The sequence below is a fragment of the Xanthomonas arboricola pv. populi genome (assembly GCF_002939945.1).
Classification (GTDB): domain Bacteria; phylum Pseudomonadota; class Gammaproteobacteria; order Xanthomonadales; family Xanthomonadaceae; genus Xanthomonas; species Xanthomonas arboricola_A.
The window spans coordinates 438971-459294 of record NZ_MDEB01000003.1 but is presented as its reverse complement, the minus strand read 5'-3'; the positions used below and the strand labels follow the sequence as shown (position 1 = coordinate 459294).

Sequence of the window (20324 nt, the reverse complement as noted above, 5' to 3'; positions counted from 1 at the left end):
CGCGCTTCTTACCGACTGCGCTGCCCGTGCAGTCGGTGTCTGGAGATGTTGCACGCGACGCGCTGCACTGCCATCGCATACGAACGGCGTAACTTATCGCGACGTACGCCCCCGCAACGCATCCAGTAACTGCCTGACGTAAGCGCCTTTCCAAAACACGCGCGGCTGGTGCGGCATCGCCGACCAGCCGCGCGGTCGATCAGGACATCCGGCGCCGCCGCGCACGCCAGCGCCATGCCTGCAGCAGCAGCCAGCCGACGATCAGACCCACCACCGCCACCGGCAGCAACGCCGCCACTGCGCGGATCACGAAGGCCACGCTGGACGCGAAGACCTGGCCGAACTCGGCCGCCGCCCCGGCAATCTCGCCCCTGCCCTGCTCGCCCCCGGTCCCACGGAAATTGAGCGTCAGCAGCTGCGTGCGCACGCGCCGTTGCTGCTGCGCGGCGTCCTGCTGGGCCTGTTGCGCTTCGGCTTCGATCTCGGCCAGCCGCTTGGACAGGGCGAGCAGATCGGTCACGGCCAGGTCGCGGCGTTGCTGCAGTTCGAGCAGGCGTGCGTGTTCTTTCTGCAGGCGCGCCCGCGCCAGGCCGGTGTCGGCGATCTGCTGTGCCAGATCCTCGGCACGCGTACTGCGCGCGGCGACATCGCCCTGCTGGCCGGCCAATTGCACCAGCGGCTCGATGCCGTCGGGCACCACACGCACGCTGACGCTGCCACTGGGGTCGCGCCCACCGGTCTGCTCGACCGCCAGCAGCGCGCAGTCGCCGAATTGCGCCGACTGGCAGGCAGTGCGCACCGCCGCAATGCGTTGACCGATCTGATCGGCCGGCAGCACGATGCGCACATCGTGCTCATACGCCAGGGCGTTGCCCTGCGCGACGGGTGGCGCCGGCGCGCCGCCGTCTGCCGCCATCTCCGCCGACGGCCTGGCACATCCGCTCAGCGCCCAGCTCAGCAGCAATCCGGCCGCGTACCGCTGCATCCCGCGCCTCATCGGCTGGCTCCAGCGACCGCGTGCACGCTTAGCGCGGCCAGATCCAGCCCCGGCACACAGCGCGAGCTGACCGCCATGCCGGCCTCGCCAGTGTCGGGATTCAGACTCTCGCCGAGGGGCGCACTGCCGCACTGCGGGCAGTGATGGTGATCGATATGCTGTCGATTGAGGCGGTAGATTCCCAGCGCGTCGGGCTCAGCCGGCGTGCGCAATTGGGCACGCATGCCGAACCGCCGCAGGCCGCCACGGCGACGGCATGACCCACAATCGTAGTCGTACGCCTCGGTGATTGGCGCATCGCTCTCCAGGTCGAACGCAATGCGTCCGCAATGACAGCTACCGGCGTCGTGCATGGTGATCCTCCTTGGAAGCGGCCACTCTAAACCAATGGCGGATGCGGACAAGCGCGCACATGCCTATGCTGGCCGATTGCTTCCATCGGAATCCACCATGCGTCAACGTCTGCTTGTCCTCGCCCTGCTCGCCGGCCTCGGCGCTTGCCAGCAACAGCCCCAATCGCCGCGCGCCGGCACCCCTGATGCCGCGACGCAGGATGCGCAGACGCCGGATGCGCGCTTTGCGGCGCTGTCCAAGCGCGCGCTCGACACCTGGATGCAGCTGTCACCGGTCACCGCCACCCAGACCGGCGATCACCGCTTCGACACGCAGATCGACGATCTGAGCAGCGCCGGCCGCCAGCGCAGCCTGGAGGCCGGCAAGGCATTGCTGTCCGACCTGGACGCCATCGAGGTGGCCAAGCTGTCGCGCGAGAACCAGGTCGATGCGGCCATTTTGCGCAACCAGCTGCAATCGGAAATCTGGAACACCGAAGTGCTGCAGAGCTGGGCCTGGGACCCGCAGGTCTACAACGGCCTGGCCGGCAGCGCGCTGTATGGCCTGATGGCGCGCGACTTCGCGCCGCTGCCCGAGCGCCTGACCTCGGCCACGCAGCGCATGGAGAAGATTCCCGGCATCTTCGCGCAGGCGCGCGAAAACCTGGACCCGGCCCGCGTGCCCAAGATCCATGCCGAAACGGTGGCCAAGCAGAACAAGGGCATCCTCAGCATCGTCGACACCTTCATCGCGCCGAACATCGGCCAGCTCGGCCCGATCGAAGCGGCCCGCGCGCAGGCCGCCATCGACAATCTGCGCAAGGCCGTGGCCGAGCAGCAGACCTGGCTGGATACCGTGCTGGTGCCCAATGCCAAGGGCGATTTCCGCGTCGGTGCGCAGATTTACGATCAGAAGCTGAAATTCGCGCTGCTGTCGTCGCTGTCGCGCGCCGAGATCAAACAGCGCGCCGAGTCCGAGCTCAAGCGCGTCCGCAGCGAGATGTACGGCATTGCCCGCACGGTGCTCAAGGACAAGCCCGGCGCACCCAAACTGCCCGAGACGCCCAACGACGACCAGCAGCAGGCCGCCATCGAGGCGGCGCTGGAACTGGCCTATGCAGACAAGCCGGCACGCGACAAGGTCGTCGATAACGCCAAGGCCGCACTGGCGCAGTCCACCGAGTTCGTGCGCCAGAAGGATCTGATGACGCTGCCCGATTCGCCGGTGGACATCATCCTGATGCCGGAATTCCAGCGCGGCGTGGCGGTGGCGTACTGCGATTCGCCCGGCCCGCTCGACAAGAATCTCAAGACCTTCTATGCGGTCTCGCCGATTCCCGACGACTGGAACGAGCAGCAGGTCGATTCGTTCCTGCGCGAATACAACAGCCGCATGATCCACCTGCTCAGCATCCACGAAGGCACCCCGGGCCATTACCTGGAAGGCTGGCATTCGGCCAAGTTCCCCTCCACGCTGCGCGCGGTGCTGCGCTCGGGCATGTTCGCCGAAGGCTGGGCGGTGTACACCGAACGCATGATGCAGGAACAGGGCTATCTGGATAACGACCCGCTGTTCCACCTGGTGCAGCTCAAGTTCTACCTGCGCACCATCGCCAACGCCATCCTCGATCAAGGCGTGCATGTGGATGGCTGGGAACGCGACAAGGCGATGCACCTGATGACCCACGACACCTTCCAGCAGGAAAGCGAAGCGGCGGGCAAGTGGGTGCGTGCGCAGCTGTCGTCCGCGCAGCTGCCGACCTACTTCGTCGGCGTGCAGGAGCATCTGGATACGCGCAAGGCGGTGCAGGACAAACTGGGCGACACGTTCAACCTGAAGGCGTACCACGACCAGATGCTGTCCTACGGCGCCCCACCGGTACGCTTTGCGCGCGAGCTGATGCTGGACCAGCCGATCGAGTGATTGATCCTTCTCCTAGCGGGAGAACGAGTGACCCTTCTCCCCTCGGGAGAAGGTGCCCCGCAGGGGCGGATGAGGGTGCGCCGCAGAAAGCTGTCAGTGCCTGCATTGGCAAACGCGTCGCCACGCGCCTTCATAAGTGAAGCAGCACCTGCTTCCTTCACCCCAACCCCCGCTCCGCGCCCCGGCCCGCGCTCGCGGCACGGGCGCTCCAAGGCACGCGCGCAGGCCGTGCCTTGGCGCCCCCGCAGGAGAGGTGCTTGTCGCTGCGGTTGTTGCACGTTTGCGCAACCCACTAAAGCCCTCTCACCCATCCGCCGCAACGAACCCTCCGGTTTGCCGCGCCCACAGGCGTGCATACAGCCCGCCCTGCGCGATCAGTTGCGCATGCGTACCGGTCTCGACGATGCGCCCGGCGTCCATCACCACCAGCCGGTCCATGCGCGCGATGGTCGAAAGCCGGTGCGCAATGGCGATGACGGTCTTGTTGCCCATCAACGCGTCCAGGCTGTCCTGGATCGCCGCTTCCACTTCCGAATCCAGTGCCGAGGTGGCCTCGTCCAGGATCAAAATCGGTGCATCCTTCAGCAGCACCCGCGCGATCGCGATGCGCTGCCGTTGACCGCCCGACAGCTTGACCCCGCGCTCGCCGACATACGCATCGAATCCGCGCCGGCCTTCGCCATCGACCAGCGTGTCGATGAAGCCTTCCGCGCGCGCCTTGCGCACCGCTTCCAGCATCTGCGCGTCGCTGGCCTGCGGCCTGCCATACAGCAGGTTGTCGCGGATCGAACGGTGCAATAGCGAGGTGTCCTGGGTGACCAGGCCGATCTGCCCGCGCAGGCTTTCCTGGGTGACCCGGGCGATGTCCTGCCCATCGATGAGGATGCGCCCCTGCTCCAGGTCGTACAGCCGCGGCAATACGTTGACCAGGGTCGACTTGCCCGCACCCGATGGCCCGACCAGGCCGATCTTCTCGCCGGCGCGCACCTGCAGATCCAGCCCGGCGATTACGCCGCCGCGCTTGCCGTAATGGAAATGGACGTGCTCGAACTGCACTTGGCCGTGCGTCACCTGCAACGGCACCGCGTCGGGCGCGTCCTGCACCAGCACCGGCTGCGAGATGGTCTGCATGCCGTCCTGCACGCTACCGATGTCTTCGAAGATGCCGTTGACCGTCCACATGATCCAGCCGGACATGTTGTGGATGCGGATCACCAGACCGGTCGCCAGCGTGATCGCGCCCACGCTGATCTGGCCGCGGCTCCACAGCCACAATGCCAATCCGCAAGTCCCCACGATCAGGAAGCCATTGGCCACCGCAATGGCGGTGTCCATTGCGGTGGTCACGCGCGTCTGCCCGCGATGTTTCACCGCCAGCTCGTCGATCGCATCGCGCACATAGGCCTGTTCGCGGCCGGCATGGGCGAACAGCTTCAGGGTGGAGATATTGGTGTATCCGTCGACGATGCGCCCGGTGGCCTTGGAGCGTGCATCCGATGCGATCCACGCGCGCGCTTTCATACGCGGCACGAAAAACGCCATCAGCGCGACGTAAACCACCAGCCAGATCAGCAGCGGCACCATCAGCCAGGGGTCGGCCTGCGCGAACAACCACAGCGCGCTGCCGGTATAGACCACGATGTACCAGAGCGCATCGACCATCTGCACCGCCGATTCGCGCAGCGAGGTCCCGGTCTGCATCACCCGGTTGGCGATCCTCCCGGCGAAATCGTTGTTGAAGAAGCCCAGGCTCTGCCGCACCACGTAGTTGTGCATCAGCCAGCGCGAGCGGTTGCTCAAGCCCGGCACGATCGCCTGGTTGACCAACAGATTGTGCAGGCCGGTGAACAGCGGCCGCGCCACCAGCGTGATCGCCGCCATCCAGATCAACTCGCCGGCATGACGGCGGAAGAAGTCCGCTCCCGGCCGCTCGGCCAGCATGTCGACGATGCGCCCGAGGAAGTCGAACATCGCCACTTCCACCAAGGCCAGCAGCAATCCGGCGATCAGCGTGGCCAGCAGGATCGGCCACAATGGCCGCAGATAATGCAGATAGAACCGCCACACGCTACGTGGCGGCATTTCCCGCTCGATGGGCGGGAAGACATCGATCAGGGATTCGAACCATCGGAACATCGCAGACACTTTCGGGAAAAACCGGGCGATCAGGCTAGCTGATCGCGCGTCAAGCTGCAGTGGCGCTGGCGGCGGGCTCCTGCATCAGCACACCCATGCCAGGCTGCGGTGCACGCGACAGACAACCGGCTCCGTCGCATCGCTCCCGGCTCGCCCGCGCCAGGCATGGCCTGGGCATGGCTACGCGTCATAGGGCGTCGGTCGCGCTCACTCGCGCACACGCGCGAGCAGACGGTTGATCTCGGCCGGATCGAAATGGCCCGGGTCGAAGCGCCCACCCAAGGTGGCCAGCTCCTGCACGTGTTGCGCATGATCCGGGTCGGCGATGATCTGCAGCAATGCCTGGTAGTCGTCGATCCCTTCACTGTTTTCCGGCGGGCAGGCGTTGGCGCCGTCCACGCAACGAGCCCCACGCATGCCCGCGTCGGGCGGCAGGATCGCTTCGACCTGGATGCGGTGCTGCCAGCCCGCGCCGGCACCGTAGAAATAGTCGAACCGCTCCAGCTCGCCCACCGCGCTCTCGACGGTGACGCGCGCGGCGTGCTTGAGGCGTGGCCGGTCCGGCACATCCAGCCCGGACTCGCCATAGCGGCCGCCGCCCAGGTCGAATTCGTACGGATGCGCACCGGTCCAGCCCATCACCGGTTGCAACACGCGATGCAGCGTGGCCAGGCGCAGCGACCCCGCCACCAGCACGCGGCGCCAGATCAACGGCGCGCTTCCCACCAGCCAAACATGCAGCTGATACACCGGTGCAGGCGCGGGCACAGCCTGCTGTGCAGCTTTCTTCTTTGCCTTGGTCATCGTGTCTTGGCTACCTGTTTGCGCTGCAAGTATGCAGCGACGCGCCACTGGCTGCATCGCTGCGCACCCGACGCCGCAGAATTGCACTCTGCCGATAGCGATCCTGCATGCGAGCGCCCGCGACGGGACAGATCGGCCACCTGTGCCGGGATGGTGACGAATCCGCCGCCGCACATTGCCGGGATGCTGCGCAGATGCCCGCACGCAGCGCCACGCCGCGCACGCCAACGCGCCGCCGGCGACTTATCGCAGCGAGCATCGCGGTCTCGATGCGACCACTATCGCGACACAGTCGTGACGCGACAGCAGCTCGTGCCTGCATTGGTGGAATCGATGAAACCGCCTCAGCGCTGCTGCAGACTCGGCACCGCATCGGTCACGTTGGCATGGCGACGCATGATCCAGTTGAACAGCGGCGTGGCCATCAGGGTGGAGAGGATCGCCATCAGCACCAGCACCGAGAACAGGCCTTGTTCGATCACCCCGGCCTGCAGGCCGATATTGATGATGATCAGCTCCATCAAGCCACGTGCATTCATCAGCGAGCCGATCGCCATCGCATCGCGGTTGTTCTCGCCGGTGATGCGTGCAGCGGCCCAGCAGGCCAATCCCTTGCCGATGAACGATGCGGCCAGAATCGCCACGCCGGCCAGCATGATCTGCGGCTGCAGCAGCACGCTGAGCTGGGTCTTGAGGCCGGAGTAGGTGAAGAACATCGGCAGCAGGAACACCACCACGAACGGCTGCAGCATCGCGCGCAATTTTTCGGTCAACGCGCCCCTGGGCAGGCAAACGCCGAGCAGGAAGCCGCCGAAGACTGCGTGGATACCGATCGCATCCATCGCCCATGCGCTGACGCAAAACAGCATCAGGATGACCGCCAACACGCCATTGCCCAGCGGCTGGTCCTGCACCACGTAACGATCGAGACGGCGCAGCAGATGCCGGCCGACAAAGATCATGAACAATGCATAGGCCACGCCACCGCCGATGGCCAGATAGGCGCTGCCCCAACTGCCGCCGAAGCTGGCCAGGACCACGGCAAGAATGCACCACGCCGCCGCATCGTCGAACGCCCCTGCAGTCAGTGCCAGCGTGCCCAACGGGCTATCGGTCAGACCGCGCTCGTGGATGATGCGCGCCAGCATCGGAAACGCGGTGATCGCGATGGCCGCGCCCAGGAACAGCGAGGCCTCCATCAACTTGGCTTTTTCCGAGAACAGGCCGTCCACGTTGATCAACCACGGGCACATCGCGAAGGCCAAGGCGAACGGCACCGCGATGCCGGCCATCGACACGCTCATCGCACTGCGATAGCGCGCGCGGAAATGGTCGCCGCGGAAGTCGGTACCGACCAGGAACATGTACAGGCCCACGCCGAACTGCGCGAACACGTACAGCACATCCATGGTCTGCTTGGGGAACAGCGACGCCTGCAACCCGGGCAACACCGCGCCGAACAATGACGGCCCCAGCATCACTCCGGCGATCATCTCGCCCACCACCTGCGGCTGGCCGATCCGCTTGGCCAGCAGCCCCACCAGACGACATACCAGCAGAATCGCTGCGGCCTGCAGAAAAAAATACACCGACATCTGCGGAGTGGTCATGCGTTTGGCAACATCCCTGAGAAGTGCGCGGATCATAACGGGCCGTGCCGGTGCACGATAGCCATCGTGCAGCCGGCACGCAGGCATTGGCGGGGTGCCGCCGGGTTGACCGTCAAGATTGGCCCGGACGGTACGCGGCAGACGCGCCGAGCCCGGTTGCGCGATTCCGCAGTGATCGGCACATGTGCGGTGTGCGGTTGCGGCGCGGATGGCGCCCACCATCAGGCCATCCACGCGCAAGGCACCGACCATGCGCCGCAGGCGATCAGCCACCGCACGCTCGGTGCAGCGGCGATGGCCCACCGCGACGATCAGCGACGCATCACTTCGGCGTCGGCTGCGCTGCCGCCACCGGCGTCAACACCAGATCCTGGAAATCGAAGCTGAAATCGGTCAGCGGCGACACCGCCTCCATCCGCATCTCGCGCACCGCACCATCCGGGGTGAGCGCGAAATTGACGAAGGCATCGGCATTCAAGGAGCGATCGTCCCAGCGCACGATGAAGCTGTCGTGCTGCCAATGCTCCAGCGTACCGACCAGCTGCGCGGTCTTGGCGAATTGCAGACGCAGGCGTTTGCCATCCTGACGGATCACCACATCGCCGTACCACGGGTCGCGATAGGTCGCCGCATAGCTGCGCAACGGCAGCGACGGCGTGGAGTGCGCTGCACGTGCGTCCAGATGCTTCTTCCAGCTGGTGTCCGCATCGCCGTCGGCCTTGGCCACCGCCTTGGCATAGGCGGCGGTCCAATCGGTGGCCGGCACCTGCAAGAACGCATCCAGCACCTGCAGGGTCACTGCATTGAAGGCCGCGCCGGCCTCCTGATTGGTCAACACCACCACCCCCAACTGCTGCTCTGGCACCAGCGTCAGCCGCGACACCATGCCCGGCCAGCCGCCGGTGTGCCATACCAGCCGATGGCCGCGGTAATCGCTCAGGCTCCAGCCCTCACCGTAGCCGGCAAAATTGGGGCGTGCTGCCGCCAGCTCCGGCACGGCCGGTTCGGCAATCGCGATCGGCGTGATCATCGACCACATGTCCTGCTGCCGTCTGGCGCTGAACAGCGGCGCGCCATCCGGCAGGACGCCGCCGGCCAGTTGCACGTTCATCCACAACGCCATGTCATGCGCGCTGGAATAGATGCCGCCGGCACCGGAGTTGTTGGACCAGGTCAGCGGCGCGACCGTGCGCAGCTCGGTGAAGTCGTACTTGGCATGGCCCACGGCCGCGTTGTCGCCAGGCTGCAGATGATCGGCATTGAAGCGCGTGCCACGCATGCCGACCGGGGCAAAGATGCGTTGCTGCAGAAACGCCGCATAGCTCTGCCCGGAGACCTGCTCGATCACCTTCTGCGCCACAGCGTAGAGAATATTGTCGTAGGCGTAGCGATCACGAAAACCGCCCTTCAGCGGCACCTTGGCCAGCCGCTGCACGACTTCGTCGGTGCTGTAGCTGGTGGTCGGCCAGAACAGCAGATCGCCCGCGCCCAGGCTCAGGCCGCTGCGGTGCGCGAGCAGATCGCGCAGACGCATCTCGCCGCTGACGTACGGGTCGGACATGCGGAACCACGGCAGGTGGTCGATGACCTTGTCGTCGAGCGAGAGCTTGCCCTCGTCGGCCAGGATCGACAGCGAGGCGGCAGTGAACGCCTTGGTGTTGGAGGCGATCGCGAACAGCGTATCGGCCTGCACCGGCGCAGGCTTGCCGATCTCGCGCACGCCGTAACCGCGCTCCAGCACCACCTGCCCATCCTTGACGATGGCCACCGCAATGCCGGGTACATCGAACTGTTGGCGCACGCGTTCCATCTGCGCGTCGAACTGCTGCATGCCGGCGGGAAGCTCGGCCGCCTGCGTCGTCGCCACCACGCTTGCCAGCATCAGCACGCCTCCACTCAGCCATCGGTTCAAGGTCACCGCAACGCCCTCATTTTCTTGATCAGATCGATCCGCCGGCACTGTCCAGCGACAGCGGCAGCGGTGCCACCAACACGCCGTTGCCATCGGCATACAGCCAATGGCCGGGCACGAAGGCCACGCCGGCAAAATTCACCGGCACCTCCACCTCGCCCAGATCGCGCCGCTCGGTGCGGCGTGGGCAGGCGCCCAGTGCCAGCACGCCCAGCGGCAGCGTGGCGAGGATCTCCACATCGCGCACGCAGCCGTGGATCAACACGCCGGCCCAGCCGTTGGCGACCGCCTGTGCAGCGATCTGGTCGCCCAGCAAGGCGTGTTTCAACGAGCCCTGCCCGTCCACCACCAGCACGCGCCCATCGCCGGGCGTGGCGGCCAGTTCGCGCACGCGCGAGTTGTCCTCGAAACAACGCACGGTGGTGATCGGCCCGGAGAATGCCGCACGTCCGCCGTAGGAGCGGAACAACGGTTCGGCGATGCTCACCTCGGGAAAACGGTCACACAGATCGGGCGTGGTCCAGGTCATCGCTGCGCTCCGGAAGTGGCGATCTGCGATGGTAGCGGCATGGCCGCGTCCGTGTAAGCCGCCACGTGCGCCGTTGATCGCCGAGCCGTTGGTCGGGCTGCGCCTGGACGCTGTACACAACTTGCTTACAGACGGCCCCCGGGCAACGGCCGCGCCTGCCTGGCAGTACGCGCGCACTTCGGCGACCGCCCTGCGTCACTGCGAAGCCGGCGGGGCTATCATCCGGGTGGCTTGCCACATGTGCGTGCACCCGACATGCCAGGCGCGCGCTCACGCCAACGTGGAATCCCTCATGACCGATCTGTTCGCTGCCACCCCGCCCGCGCTCGATGGCATCCACGTCGGTATCGGCGGCTGGGTGTATGCGCCGTGGCGCGCGGGGATGTTCTATCCGCAAGGGCTGGTGCAGCGGCGCGAGCTGGAATACGCAAGCCGCCAGCTCACCGCCATCGAGATCAACGGCACCTACTACGGGACGCAAAAGCCGGCGACCTACGCAAAGTGGCGCGACGAGGTGCCGCCCGGGTTCGTGTTCTCCGCCAAGGCACCGCGCCGCATCACCCAGTCGCGCAAACTGGCTGGTACGAAGGCGCAGGTGGACGACTTCATCGGCGGTATTGTCGAGCTCGGCGACACGCTGGGGCCGCTGGTGTGGCAGTTCGAACAAGGCCATCGGCTGCAGACCGACGACCTGGACGCGTTCCTGTCGTTGCTGCCCAGACGCGCCGGCAAGCGCGTGCTGCGGCATGTGCTGGAAATACGCGACCACGATGCGGTGGACGCGTCGCTGCTGGCGTTGGTGCGCCAGCATGGGGTGGCCACGGTGTTCACCGACTCGGACGAGCATCCGTCCTTTGCCGATCTGTCCACCGACTTCGTCTATGCGCGATTGATGCGCAGCCAGGCGCGTCTCACTGCAGGTTATCCGGCACCGGCACTGGCGCGCTGGGCCGAGCGCATCCAGGCCTGGCGGCGTGGCGAGGACCCGGCTGATGTGCCGCACATCGACGCGGCCGCGCAAGCCAAGGTCACACCACGCGAAGTGTTCGTGTTTTTCATCAGTGCGGCCAAAGAGCGCAATCCGGCTGCGGCAATGGCGTTGCTGCAGGCGTTGGGGTCGCGCTAGCAGGGGCGTTGCGGCGCGTCTTCGGCGACAATGGCGCATGCCCACGACCGACCTGCGCAAGGCGCAACTGCAAATCCATTTCTGCGTCCTGCTCTGGGGCATCACCGCGGTCCTGGGCAAGCTGATCACGCTGCCGGCATTGCCGTTGGTGTGGTGGCGCATGTTGATCGTGGTGGTGGCGCTGGCGCTGTTGCCGCGCGTGTGGCGCGGGCTGCGCGGCTTGTCGGCGCGGGTGGTGCTGGGCTATTGCGGCATCGGCGCGTTGGTGGCCTTGCACTGGCTGACCTTCTACGGCGCGATCAAGCTGGCCAATGCCTCGGTGGCGGCGACCTGCATTGCGCTGGCGCCGGTGTTCACCGCAGTGATCGAGCCATGGGTGACGCAGCGCCCTTTCCGCCCGCGCGAATTGCTGTTCGGCCTGGCGGTGTTGCCCGGCGTGGCGCTGGTGGTCGGCGGGGTGCCGGATGGCATGCGTGCCGGGGTGGCGATCGGCGCGATTTCGGCGGTGTTCGTCGGCCTGTTCGGCTCGCTCAACAAGCGCATGGTGGCGCATGCCGACCCGCTCACCGTCACCGCACTGGAACTCGGCGCCGGCACGCTGACCCTGACCGTGCTGGCGCCGGCCATGCCGCTGTTGCTGCCGTCGCTGCATGGCGATCTGCTGATCGTTCCCGGCCTGCACGACGGCGTCCTGCTGCTGGTGCTGTCGCTGGCCTGCACCCTGCTGCCGTTTGCGCTGGCGCTGGTGGCGTTGCGCCATCTCAGCGCCTACTCGGTGCAACTGGTGACCAACCTCGAACCGGTCTACGCCATCGTGCTGGCGATCGCCCTGCTCGGCGAGCAACGCGAGCTGACCCTGCAGTTCTATCTCGGCGTGGCGATCATTCTCGGCGCGGTGTTCCTGCATCCCGTGCTGGAACGCCGGCGCAAGATCGTGCACCCGGAACTGCTCGGCACCGCCGAGGCGAAAAACATCGTCGACTGACTGCACAGCGCAACCAACAAACTCCATCGTAGGAGCGGCCTAGGCCGCGACCGGCCTTATCGATGACGCAGCAGCGCGCGCACCAGCACGATTACAACCGCCACCTACCCCAACGCCACCACCTGATCGCGCACGCCACACTTGGCCGCAGACAGGGCGCGGTCGGCACGCTTGGTCACCGCTTCCACGCTTGGCTGCGGATGCAGCATGGCCACGCCGATACTCGCCGTCACCGGCCGGTGCTCGGAATCGGCATGGACCACGCGGTTCTGAGCGCGCCGCACGCACTCACCTCACGACCGCTCGCTACGGTTTGTTGGCCGCTCTTAGCGCAGATGCGCCGGGGTCTGGTCGAAGACGCACAACGAGCCCAGCGCCATGCCCCCGCCGGTCAACGGCGCGCCGGCATAGAGCGGCCTTCGGGCTGCACGCGAGCAGCCGACGCACCGTGCCGCTACCGTTCAGCCCAGCGCGCATGAAGACCTCACCAATCGGTACGCTGCGGCAGCAATCCGCGCAATTCCGCATCGCTGAGGTTGCGCCACTGCCCGGGCTTGAGCGCGGCCAGCTTGATGTTGTCGATGCGCACCCGGCGCAGCTGGGTCACGCGGTAGCCGAATTCGGCGGACATCAGGCGGATCTGCCGGTTCAAACCCTGCTCCAGCAAGATGCGGAAGCCGAACTTGGCGATGCGCGCGGTACGGCACGGCAACGTGGTCTCGTTGTGGATGCACACGCCGCGCGCCATGCCGCGCAGGAATTCGTCGGTGACCGGCTTGTTGACCGCGACCAGATATTCCTTCTGGTGGCGATTTTCCGCGCGCAGGATCTCGTTGACGATGTTGCCGTTGCTGGTCATCAGGATCAGCCCCTCGGACTCCTTGTCGAGCCGGCCGACCGGGAAGATGCGCTGCTCGTGGCCGACGAATTCGACGATATTGCCCTTGACCGAACTCTCGGTGGTGCAGGTGATGCCCACCGGTTTGTTGAGCGCGATGTAGACATGCTTGCGGCCACCGGGCTTGCTGGCGGCGCGCGTGCGCAGCGGCTGGCCGTCCACCAGCACGGTGTCTTCCTCGCCCACCACTGCACCGGTGCCGGCAGCCACGCCATTGACGGTGACCCGGCGTTCGCCGATCAGGCGATCGGCCTCGCGGCGGGAGCAGAAGCCGGTTTCGGCGATGTATTTGTTGAGTCGGGTCGTCATCGGCCGATTATCGGCGATTTGGAGCGGCCCGCGCGCACCAATCTGCGATCAGGACAGCGCCAATAGTGGCTGCCCGGCAGGCAGCAGCTCGTCCAGCGGGCATGGACGATGCAGGCTGAAACCCTGCACCTGGCCGACACCGGCCTCGCGCAGGCCGGGAATGTCCGCCTCCGACTCCACGCCCTCGGCCACCACTTCGATTCCCAGCGCCAGGCCCACCTGCGCGATCGAATGCACTGCCGCACGGTCCACCGCGTCGTGCGCATAGTTGCGCACGAAGCCGCAATCGATCTTGATAACATCCACGGTGAATTGCTTGAGGTAGCCGAACGAGGCCAGGCCGCTGCCGAAATCGTCCAGTGCCACATGGCAGCCGCGCGCGCGTACGCACTGCACGAAGCGCTGCGCGTACTCCAGATCGCCGATGACGGCGGTCTCGGTGATCTCCATGCACAGCTTGGGCACCAGGCTCGGGTAGCGCTCGAACAAGGCCCACACGAAATCGAGAAAATCCGGCTGCGCGATCGACTGCGCAGACAGATTGACGTGGCACAGATCCAGCGTGGCCACATGCATCGGATTGGCCGCCAGCTGCGCGCACAGCGTTTCCAGCACATGCACATCGACCATGCGTCCCAGGCCGTAGCGTTCCACCGCAGGCAGGAACTCGCCCGGACTCAGTACCCGCCCGTCGCGCGCGCGCATGCGCACCAGCACTTCGTACTGCAGGCGTCCCGGATCGCTCAACACCTGGATTTTCTGCGCATAGAGCAGCAGGCGGTCTTCGGCGATCGCTTGCTGCACCGCGCTGATCCAGCCGCCGTCGTGGCGGCGCCGCGCAAGCGCCAGATCGTTTTCGCCGAAACAGCGGACCCGGTTGCGCCCCTCTTCCTTGGCCGCATAGCAGGCCAGATCGGCGGCGGTCATCAAGGCATTGACGTCGCTGGCGCCCTGGCGGATTTCCACCACGCCGAAGCTGCAACTCGGCGTCAGCGGCCGGCCGCCCCGATGGCTCCATGGCTGACCCAGCACCGCATGCATGCGCTCGAGCAGGGTCTGCGCTTGCGCCAGCTCGGTATTGGCCAACAGGATCGCGAACTCGTCGCCACCCAGCCGCCCCAGCCAGTCGCCGGGGCGCAACTGCATGGTGATCACGTCGGCGAAGTGGCACAGGAATTTGTCGCCGACCGCATGCCCGAAGGTGTCGTTGACCAGCTTGAAGTGATCCAGGTCGACGAAGCACAGCGCATGGCAGAGCTGCGGCGATTGCGGCGGCTCGATCAGGCGCAGCAGCCGGCGTTCGATCTCGCGGCGGTTGATCAGGCCGGTCAAGGCATCGTGGCGCGCATGGAAGGCGACTTCGTCGGCCAACTCGTGCGCATGCGAGACGTCTTCGATCACCGCCAGCACCAGGGTCGGCTCTTCCGGGCCCGGCGCCACCAGCGACGCGCTCCAGCGCGCCCACATCACCCCGCCGTCGGCGCGCAGCAAGCGGCGCTCGCCGGACTGCAGCAGTGTCGGCCAGTCGATCAGGCCGCGGCTGTCCAGCGCGATATGGTCCGGATGCATCACCTCGGCCAGCGTGCAGGCCTGCAGCTCCTCCGGCCGGTAGCGCAGGATGTTGGCCATCGCGGCATTGGCGTCGAGCACGCAGCCGCGCAGGTCGAACTTGACCATGCCCAGCGCCGCCTGCTGAAACGCGGTGCGAAAGCGTCCTTCGTGCGAGAGCAGGTGATCGCGGATGCGGCGCATCGCCAGCACCCAGGCGATCGGCACCAGCAACAGGGTCGCCAGACTGCAGATCACCATCACACCGTGCAGCAGCCGCGCGCCGCGGACCAGCAGCGCCTGGAACTGCGCCGTATCGCTGCGCATGCGGCCATCGAGCAGATGCAGGTCGTCGCGCAAGGCCTGCAGCGCGCGGGGATCGGGCCTGTTGGTTCCCTGCACCGATGCCGCTCGATCGGCCAGGGCGCTCAGCTGCAGCAGGTCGGCATCGGTGCGCTTCCACATCGCGATGGCATCGCCCAGATATGGAAAGACATGGCCGTAGCGATACAGCCGCACCATTTGCGGCATGTCCTCACGGGCATTGCGGCCGGCGGCCAGCCCAGCATAAACCACGCTCCAGTCGATCGCCGGCTGCTCGACCGCCTCGCGGGCCGCGCGGTCGCCGAGCGGCACTTCCAGCGCGCGGCAGGCGGCCTGCAGGTCGGCCGGATCGCCGCTCCCCAGGTAGCGCTCCAGCCAGTACACCGACTCCTGCTGGGCGTTGGACCAGTGGCTCTGGCCGACGATCCAGGCCGTTGCCCCGGCCTGGACCTCGATCACCAGCGCCGAGAGCACCGCCATGCTGATGGCCATGCCGATCAACAAGGCCAAGGGAAACGTCAGCCGGCCGCGCATCAGGTGCATGGTCCGCCTACCGCTCTTGCCGCCCGCCATCTGCGCCATCGTTGTCCTCGACCCCTGCCGCCGCCCAATGCGATTCAGGCGCCCAGTGGGCGCCTGAAGGCAGTAGCGGCCGCAACGGCGCAGTCTGTATGGCAGCGCCCGCTTGACCACGGTCGACGCAGGCACGTCGCCCGGCCAACAGGATGCCGCCTGCAATCCCCGCAGTGTCGGCGCATGCCGCCTGCACACCGATATGCATCAACCAACATAGCGACTGCCGCGCCCGGCCGCGTGGGCCGGGTGGAGGCACGCCGCCGGGTTGTCAGCGGCGCTTACTCGCCGCGGGGCTTGGGCGGGCCCTTGCGATGCGGCGCGCCGGCCCGGTCCATCGGACGGTTCGGGCCATTCGGGCGACCGGACGGCTTGCCGCTCCGCGGGAAGCGCGGCTTGGACGGCGATGCGGCCGCCTCGCCTTCTTCCAGCCTGCGCATGTTGAGCTGCTGGCCGGACACCCAGACTTTCTTCAGGTGCGTCAGCAGTTCGCGCGGCATGTCGGCCGGCAGGTCCAGGATCGAATAGTCGTCCTGGATGTCGATACGGCCGATGTAGCGGCTCTCCAGACCGGCTTCGTTGGCGATCGCGCCGACGATGTTGGCCGGCTTCACGCCGTGGGTGTGGCCCACTTCGATGCGGTAGCTCTCCATGCCGAACTCCGGCTCGCCACGCGGGGCCACCGGGTCGCGACGCGGACGCTCGGCGCCCGCGCCGTCATCGGCGAATGCCGGACGTTCTGCACGCGGCGGGCGTGCAGCGCGCTCGCCATCGGCGCGCGGGCCACGCTCGAACTTCGGCTCGAAGCGCGGACGCTCGCCCCGATCGTTGCGCTCGCGCGGTGCGAATTCCTCGCGCGCGCCACGCACCGGCGGGGTCAGCAGGAACGGCGCATCGCCCTGCAGCAACTTGGCCATCGCCGCGGCGATATCGATCGCCGGCACATTGTTCTCGCTCTCGTAGCGCTGCAACAGATCGCGATACATGTCGATCTGGCCACCGGCCAGGGTCTCGGTGATGCGGGTCATGAACCGTGCCACGCGGGTGTCGTTGACCGCATCCACGCTCGGCAGCTGCATTTCTTCGATCGGCTGACGGGTGGCGCGCTCGATCGCGCGCAGCATGCCCTTCTCGCGCGGGGTGACGAACAGGATCGCGTCGCCGTTGCGGCCGGCACGGCCGGTACGGCCGATGCGGTGCACGTAGCTTTCGGTGTCGTACGGGATGTCGTAGTTCAGCACATGGCTGACGCGCTCCACGTCCAGGCCGCGCGCGGCCACGTCGGTGGCGACCAGGATGTCGAGCTTGCCGTCCTTGAGCTGGGCAATGGTCTTCTCGCGGGCGGCCTGCTGCATGTCGCCGTTGATGGCGGCCGCGGCCATGCCGCGTGCCTGCAGCTTCTGCGCCAGCTCTTCGGTGGCAGCCTTGGTGCGCGCGAAGATGATCATGCCATCGAACGGCTCGACCTCCAGGATGCGGGTCAGCGCGTCCAGCTTGTGCAGGCCGCTCACCCACCAGTAGCGCTGGCGGATATTGGCCGAGGTGGTGGTCTTGGCCGCGATGGTGACTTCGGCCGGGTCCTTCAGATAGGTCTGCGCGATGCGGCGGATCGCCGGCGGCATGGTCGCCGAGAACAGCGCCACTTGGCGCTTCTCAGGCAACTTCTTCAGCACCGCTTCGACGTCGTCGATGAAGCCCATGCGCAGCATTTCGTCGGCTTCGTCCAGCACCAGCGTCTTGAGCTGGGACAGGTCGAGCGTGCCGCGGTCCAGGTGATCGATCACGCGGCCGGGAGTGCCGACCACCACATGCACGCCGCGTTTGAGCGCGCTCAGCTGCTGCGCGTAGGGCTGGCCGCCGTAGACCGGCAGCACGCGGAAGCCGGGAATGGCTTCGGCATATTTCTGGAACGCCTCGGCGACCTGGATGGCCAGCTCGCGGGTCGGGGCCAGCACCAGCGCCTGCGGCTTGAGCTGGTTGAGGTCGGCGTTGGACAGCACCGGCAGCGCGAACGCGGCGGTCTTGCCGGTGCCGGTCTGCGCCTGGCCGAGCACGTCGCGGCCGGCCAGCAGCGCGGGAATGGTGGCGGCCTGGATCGGCGACGGCGACTCGTAACCGACGGCGGCAACCGCCTTCATCACAGCGTCTGAGAGGCCGAGGTCTGCAAACAGCAGCGGCGCGGGAGATTCTTGGGTCATTGGGTAACTCCGGAGGCGCCGCACGGAGCCGGCAGGCGCAAAGCAGCATAGTGTGCGCCCTCAGGCCCCCTGCTGTCGAAATTTCCGTGACAGTCCGTTCAGGTTGTGAGGATTCGTCCGCTGTGGCGAATCATCTGTTCGACCCTTGTCATCCACCCACCCGGACGGAGCCATGTCCCTGGAAACAGACCTGCACACCCGCTTCAACGGCTTGCTGCAGCAGCACCGCGGCATCGTCCTGAAAGTCGCGGCCAGCTATTGCTGGAACCCGGACGACCGCGCCGAGCTGGCGCAAGACATCACCGTGCAGTTATGGCGCGCGTTCCCCGGCTACGACGCCGGCCGACGTTTTTCCACCTGGATGTATCGCATCGCCTTGAACGTGGCGATCAGCGATCTGCGCGGCCGCAACCGCGCACCGCAGGACCCGCTCCCGCTGGAAGCGGTGGCCGACAGCATCGCCGACCCGCTGGCGCGCGACCCGGCACACGCGCAGCAGGTCGCCGAGCTCCACGGCTTCATCGCCCACCTGCCACCGCTGGAACGCGCCTTGATGCTGCTGTACCTGGATCAGCACAGCTACCGCGAGATCGGCGAGGTTCTCGGCATCAGCCAGACCAATGTCGCCACGAAACTCAGCCGCCTCAAGGCGCGCATCCGCGCCGAACTCTGACCACCCACTTCGCCCAAGGAACATTCGATGGAACTCGACGACATGCAACGCGCCTGGCACGCGATGGAACACCGCCTGGATCAGCACAGCACGCAGATCGGCCACATCATCGGCCAGGTGCGTGGCCATGCGGCGCGCACCAGCCTGCGCCCGCTGTGGCTGAGCCAATCCACGCAATTGCTGTGCGCCGTGGCGCTGCACATCGTGATCGCGCGCAGCTGGCTTGCCCACACCGATCAGGTTGCGGCGATCATCGGCGGCGTGCTGCTGCAGCTGTGGAGCATTGCACTGGCGATCTCCGCACTACGGCAGCTGCAGCTGCTGGCGCAGCTGGACTTTGCCGGACCGTTGCTGCCGACGCAGCGCGCACTCGCGCAGTTGCGGCGCTGGCGCACGCGGGTGGCCCCGTGGCTGGGCGTGGCGTTCTGGGTGCTGTGGGTGGCCGTGGCGGATGCCGGCTGGCGCAGGCTGACCGGCCTGACCCTGCCGCACGGCTGGCTGCTGCTCAATCTGATGGTGGGTATGCTCGGCGGCATCGGCACCTGGCTCGGCTATCGACAGCTGCAGCGCAGACGCCATCCGTGGCTGGAGCGCATCGACAATGCGCATGCCGGGCCCGGTGTCGTGCGTGCCGAAAGCATGCTGGACGAAATTGCACGTTTTGGACGTGAATGAACGTGCCGACGCCGCACCGCGACTCCGGCGTCGTGCACGCCGCTGGCGCGCCTGCGTGCCTGCGTGCCGCTGCTGTAACGACTCCAGCTGCCGGCGCTGCATTCGGCACAGTGGTGTTGTCGGCTGCGACAGGCGGATAATCGCCGTCTTCCTGTCACCGAGCGCAGCATGCAATTTCTGGAATTCGACCTGGACGGCGAGTACATCGAACTCAACCAGTTGCTCAAGCTGGCGGGGATTGCCGACAGCGGCGGCCAGGGCAAGGCGATCGTCGCCAGCGGCGCGGTCAGCGTCGATGGCGTGCAGGAACTGCGCAAGACCGCCAAGATCCGCCCCGGCCAGCTCGTGCAACTGGACGATGTGCAAATCCGTGTACTGGCGTTGGACCCCGATGCGGAGCCGGCAGAATGAGCGTGGTGCAGGTCAGCTGGCGCAACATCGCGCCCTCGGCGGAAGACCCGGACCACGATGTCTACATCTTTTCGATCGACGTCGATTCACCCACGCCGTTCTGGTTCGAACAGTCGATCCGTGGCGGTCACGCCGAGCGCGGCGGTTGCAGCATGCTGGCCTTGCACGAACTGGAAGGCTGGCCCGGCGGCTGGCGCGCGGATGTGACCAAGGCCGGCTGCGCCTGGGTGATTCCACTGCTGGAAGAGGCCTTGCGCAGCGGCGATGCGCGCACCGCGATCGATGCGATTGTTGCGCGGGTAAACGCGCCGTCCTGATTGCGACGTGCCTGACTGCGACGCGCCTGACGAAATCCGGCCT

18 protein-coding genes and 1 other RNA gene are annotated in these 20324 nt (G+C 66.7%); 8 read left to right on the top strand and 11 right to left on the bottom strand.

The window, feature by feature from the left end:
- Positions 1-199 precede the first annotated feature (199 nt).
- Both XaplCFBP3123_RS11450 and XaplCFBP3123_RS11445 read right to left on the bottom strand, forming a co-directional pair.
- The gene (locus tag XaplCFBP3123_RS11450) at positions 200-997 is read right to left on the bottom strand and encodes a DUF4349 domain-containing protein (protein WP_104534136.1); all 798 of its coding nucleotides are present in this window, start codon (positions 995-997) and stop codon (positions 200-202) included.
- Entirely contained in the window at positions 994-1350 is a 357-nt protein-coding gene (locus XaplCFBP3123_RS11445; RefSeq protein WP_104534135.1) for an aldehyde-activating protein, read from the bottom strand. The genes XaplCFBP3123_RS11450 and XaplCFBP3123_RS11445 overlap by 4 nt, the downstream gene beginning before the upstream one ends.
- A gap of 97 nt (positions 1351-1447) precedes the next feature.
- On the opposite strand from XaplCFBP3123_RS11445, the gene XaplCFBP3123_RS11440 reads away from it, so the two are divergent.
- On the top strand, positions 1448-3253 hold the full coding sequence (locus tag XaplCFBP3123_RS11440) for a DUF885 domain-containing protein (RefSeq protein ID WP_104534256.1): 1806 nt from the start codon (positions 1448-1450) through the stop codon (positions 3251-3253).
- Between the two features lie 303 nt (positions 3254-3556).
- Here the strand turns inward: XaplCFBP3123_RS11440 and XaplCFBP3123_RS11435 are convergent, their stop codons facing one another.
- From XaplCFBP3123_RS11435 to rraA, 5 genes are all read right to left on the bottom strand, one after another.
- Positions 3557-5389, bottom strand: a complete 1833-nt coding sequence (locus XaplCFBP3123_RS11435) for an ABC transporter ATP-binding protein (protein ID WP_104534134.1) — start codon at positions 5387-5389, stop codon at positions 3557-3559.
- Between the two features lie 207 nt (positions 5390-5596).
- A complete protein-coding gene (locus tag XaplCFBP3123_RS11430) occupies positions 5597-6193 on the bottom strand; it encodes a plasmid pRiA4b ORF-3 family protein (protein ID WP_104534133.1) in 597 nt (198 codons plus the stop codon).
- 344 nt (positions 6194-6537) lie between these two features.
- The gene (locus XaplCFBP3123_RS11425; RefSeq protein WP_104534255.1) at positions 6538-7803 is read right to left on the bottom strand and encodes a cation:proton antiporter; all 1266 of its coding nucleotides are present in this window, start codon (positions 7801-7803) and stop codon (positions 6538-6540) included.
- Positions 7804-8125: 322 nt separating this feature from the next.
- Entirely contained in the window at positions 8126-9721 is a 1596-nt protein-coding gene (locus XaplCFBP3123_RS11420) for a serine hydrolase (RefSeq protein WP_104534132.1), read from the bottom strand.
- Between the two features lie 22 nt (positions 9722-9743).
- Positions 9744-10244: a ribonuclease E activity regulator RraA gene (gene rraA, locus XaplCFBP3123_RS11415; protein ID WP_104534131.1), complete on the bottom strand. Its 501-nt coding sequence runs from the start codon at positions 10242-10244 to the stop codon at positions 9744-9746.
- Between the two features lie 292 nt (positions 10245-10536).
- On the opposite strand from rraA, the gene XaplCFBP3123_RS11410 reads away from it, so the two are divergent.
- Together XaplCFBP3123_RS11410 and XaplCFBP3123_RS11405 are read left to right on the top strand one after the other, a co-directional pair.
- Positions 10537-11370: a DUF72 domain-containing protein gene (locus tag XaplCFBP3123_RS11410; RefSeq protein WP_104534130.1), complete on the top strand. Its 834-nt coding sequence runs from the start codon at positions 10537-10539 to the stop codon at positions 11368-11370.
- 37 nt (positions 11371-11407) lie between these two features.
- Positions 11408-12355 (top strand): DMT family transporter, encoded by a 948-nt coding sequence (locus XaplCFBP3123_RS11405; RefSeq protein ID WP_104534129.1) that lies wholly within the window; start codon positions 11408-11410, stop codon positions 12353-12355.
- Positions 12356-12459: 104 nt separating this feature from the next.
- Here XaplCFBP3123_RS11405 and XaplCFBP3123_RS11400 read toward each other — a convergent pair whose 3' ends face one another.
- Positions 12460-12588 carry a hypothetical protein gene (locus tag XaplCFBP3123_RS11400; protein ID WP_429001625.1) on the bottom strand — a complete coding sequence of 43 codons (129 nt, stop codon included), beginning with the start codon at positions 12586-12588 and terminating at the stop codon, positions 12460-12462.
- A gap of 21 nt (positions 12589-12609) precedes the next feature.
- Between XaplCFBP3123_RS11400 and XaplCFBP3123_RS11395 the strand changes: the two genes are divergently transcribed.
- A non-coding RNA gene (locus tag XaplCFBP3123_RS11395) (sX9 sRNA) lies at positions 12610-12677 on the top strand.
- Positions 12678-12839: 162 nt separating this feature from the next.
- On the opposite strand, the gene XaplCFBP3123_RS11390 is transcribed toward XaplCFBP3123_RS11395, so the two are convergent.
- The 3 genes from XaplCFBP3123_RS11390 to XaplCFBP3123_RS11380 all read right to left on the bottom strand — a co-directional run bounded on the left by XaplCFBP3123_RS11390 (position 12840) and on the right by XaplCFBP3123_RS11380 (position 18205).
- Entirely contained in the window at positions 12840-13562 is a 723-nt protein-coding gene (locus XaplCFBP3123_RS11390) for a pseudouridine synthase (RefSeq protein ID WP_104534128.1), read from the bottom strand.
- 48 nt (positions 13563-13610) lie between these two features.
- Complete coding sequence (locus XaplCFBP3123_RS11385; protein ID WP_104534127.1) at positions 13611-16016, bottom strand: putative bifunctional diguanylate cyclase/phosphodiesterase; 2406 nt, start codon at positions 16014-16016, stop codon at positions 13611-13613.
- Between the two features lie 272 nt (positions 16017-16288).
- Entirely contained in the window at positions 16289-18205 is a 1917-nt protein-coding gene (locus XaplCFBP3123_RS11380) for a DEAD/DEAH box helicase (RefSeq protein WP_104534126.1), read from the bottom strand.
- A gap of 172 nt (positions 18206-18377) precedes the next feature.
- On the opposite strand from XaplCFBP3123_RS11380, the gene XaplCFBP3123_RS11375 reads away from it, so the two are divergent.
- The 4 genes from XaplCFBP3123_RS11375 to XaplCFBP3123_RS21510 all read left to right on the top strand — a co-directional run bounded on the left by XaplCFBP3123_RS11375 (position 18378) and on the right by XaplCFBP3123_RS21510 (position 20281).
- A complete protein-coding gene (locus tag XaplCFBP3123_RS11375; protein ID WP_104534125.1) occupies positions 18378-18878 on the top strand; it encodes an RNA polymerase sigma factor in 501 nt (166 codons plus the stop codon).
- Between the two features lie 27 nt (positions 18879-18905).
- Positions 18906-19553: a hypothetical protein gene (locus tag XaplCFBP3123_RS11370; RefSeq protein WP_104534124.1), complete on the top strand. Its 648-nt coding sequence runs from the start codon at positions 18906-18908 to the stop codon at positions 19551-19553.
- Between the two features lie 168 nt (positions 19554-19721).
- Complete coding sequence (locus XaplCFBP3123_RS11365; RefSeq protein ID WP_104534123.1) at positions 19722-19964, top strand: RNA-binding S4 domain-containing protein; 243 nt, start codon at positions 19722-19724, stop codon at positions 19962-19964.
- Positions 19961-20281, top strand: a complete 321-nt coding sequence (locus tag XaplCFBP3123_RS21510; RefSeq protein ID WP_104534122.1) for a hypothetical protein — start codon at positions 19961-19963, stop codon at positions 20279-20281. The genes XaplCFBP3123_RS11365 and XaplCFBP3123_RS21510 overlap by 4 nt, the downstream gene beginning before the upstream one ends.
- Positions 20282-20324 lie beyond the last annotated feature (43 nt).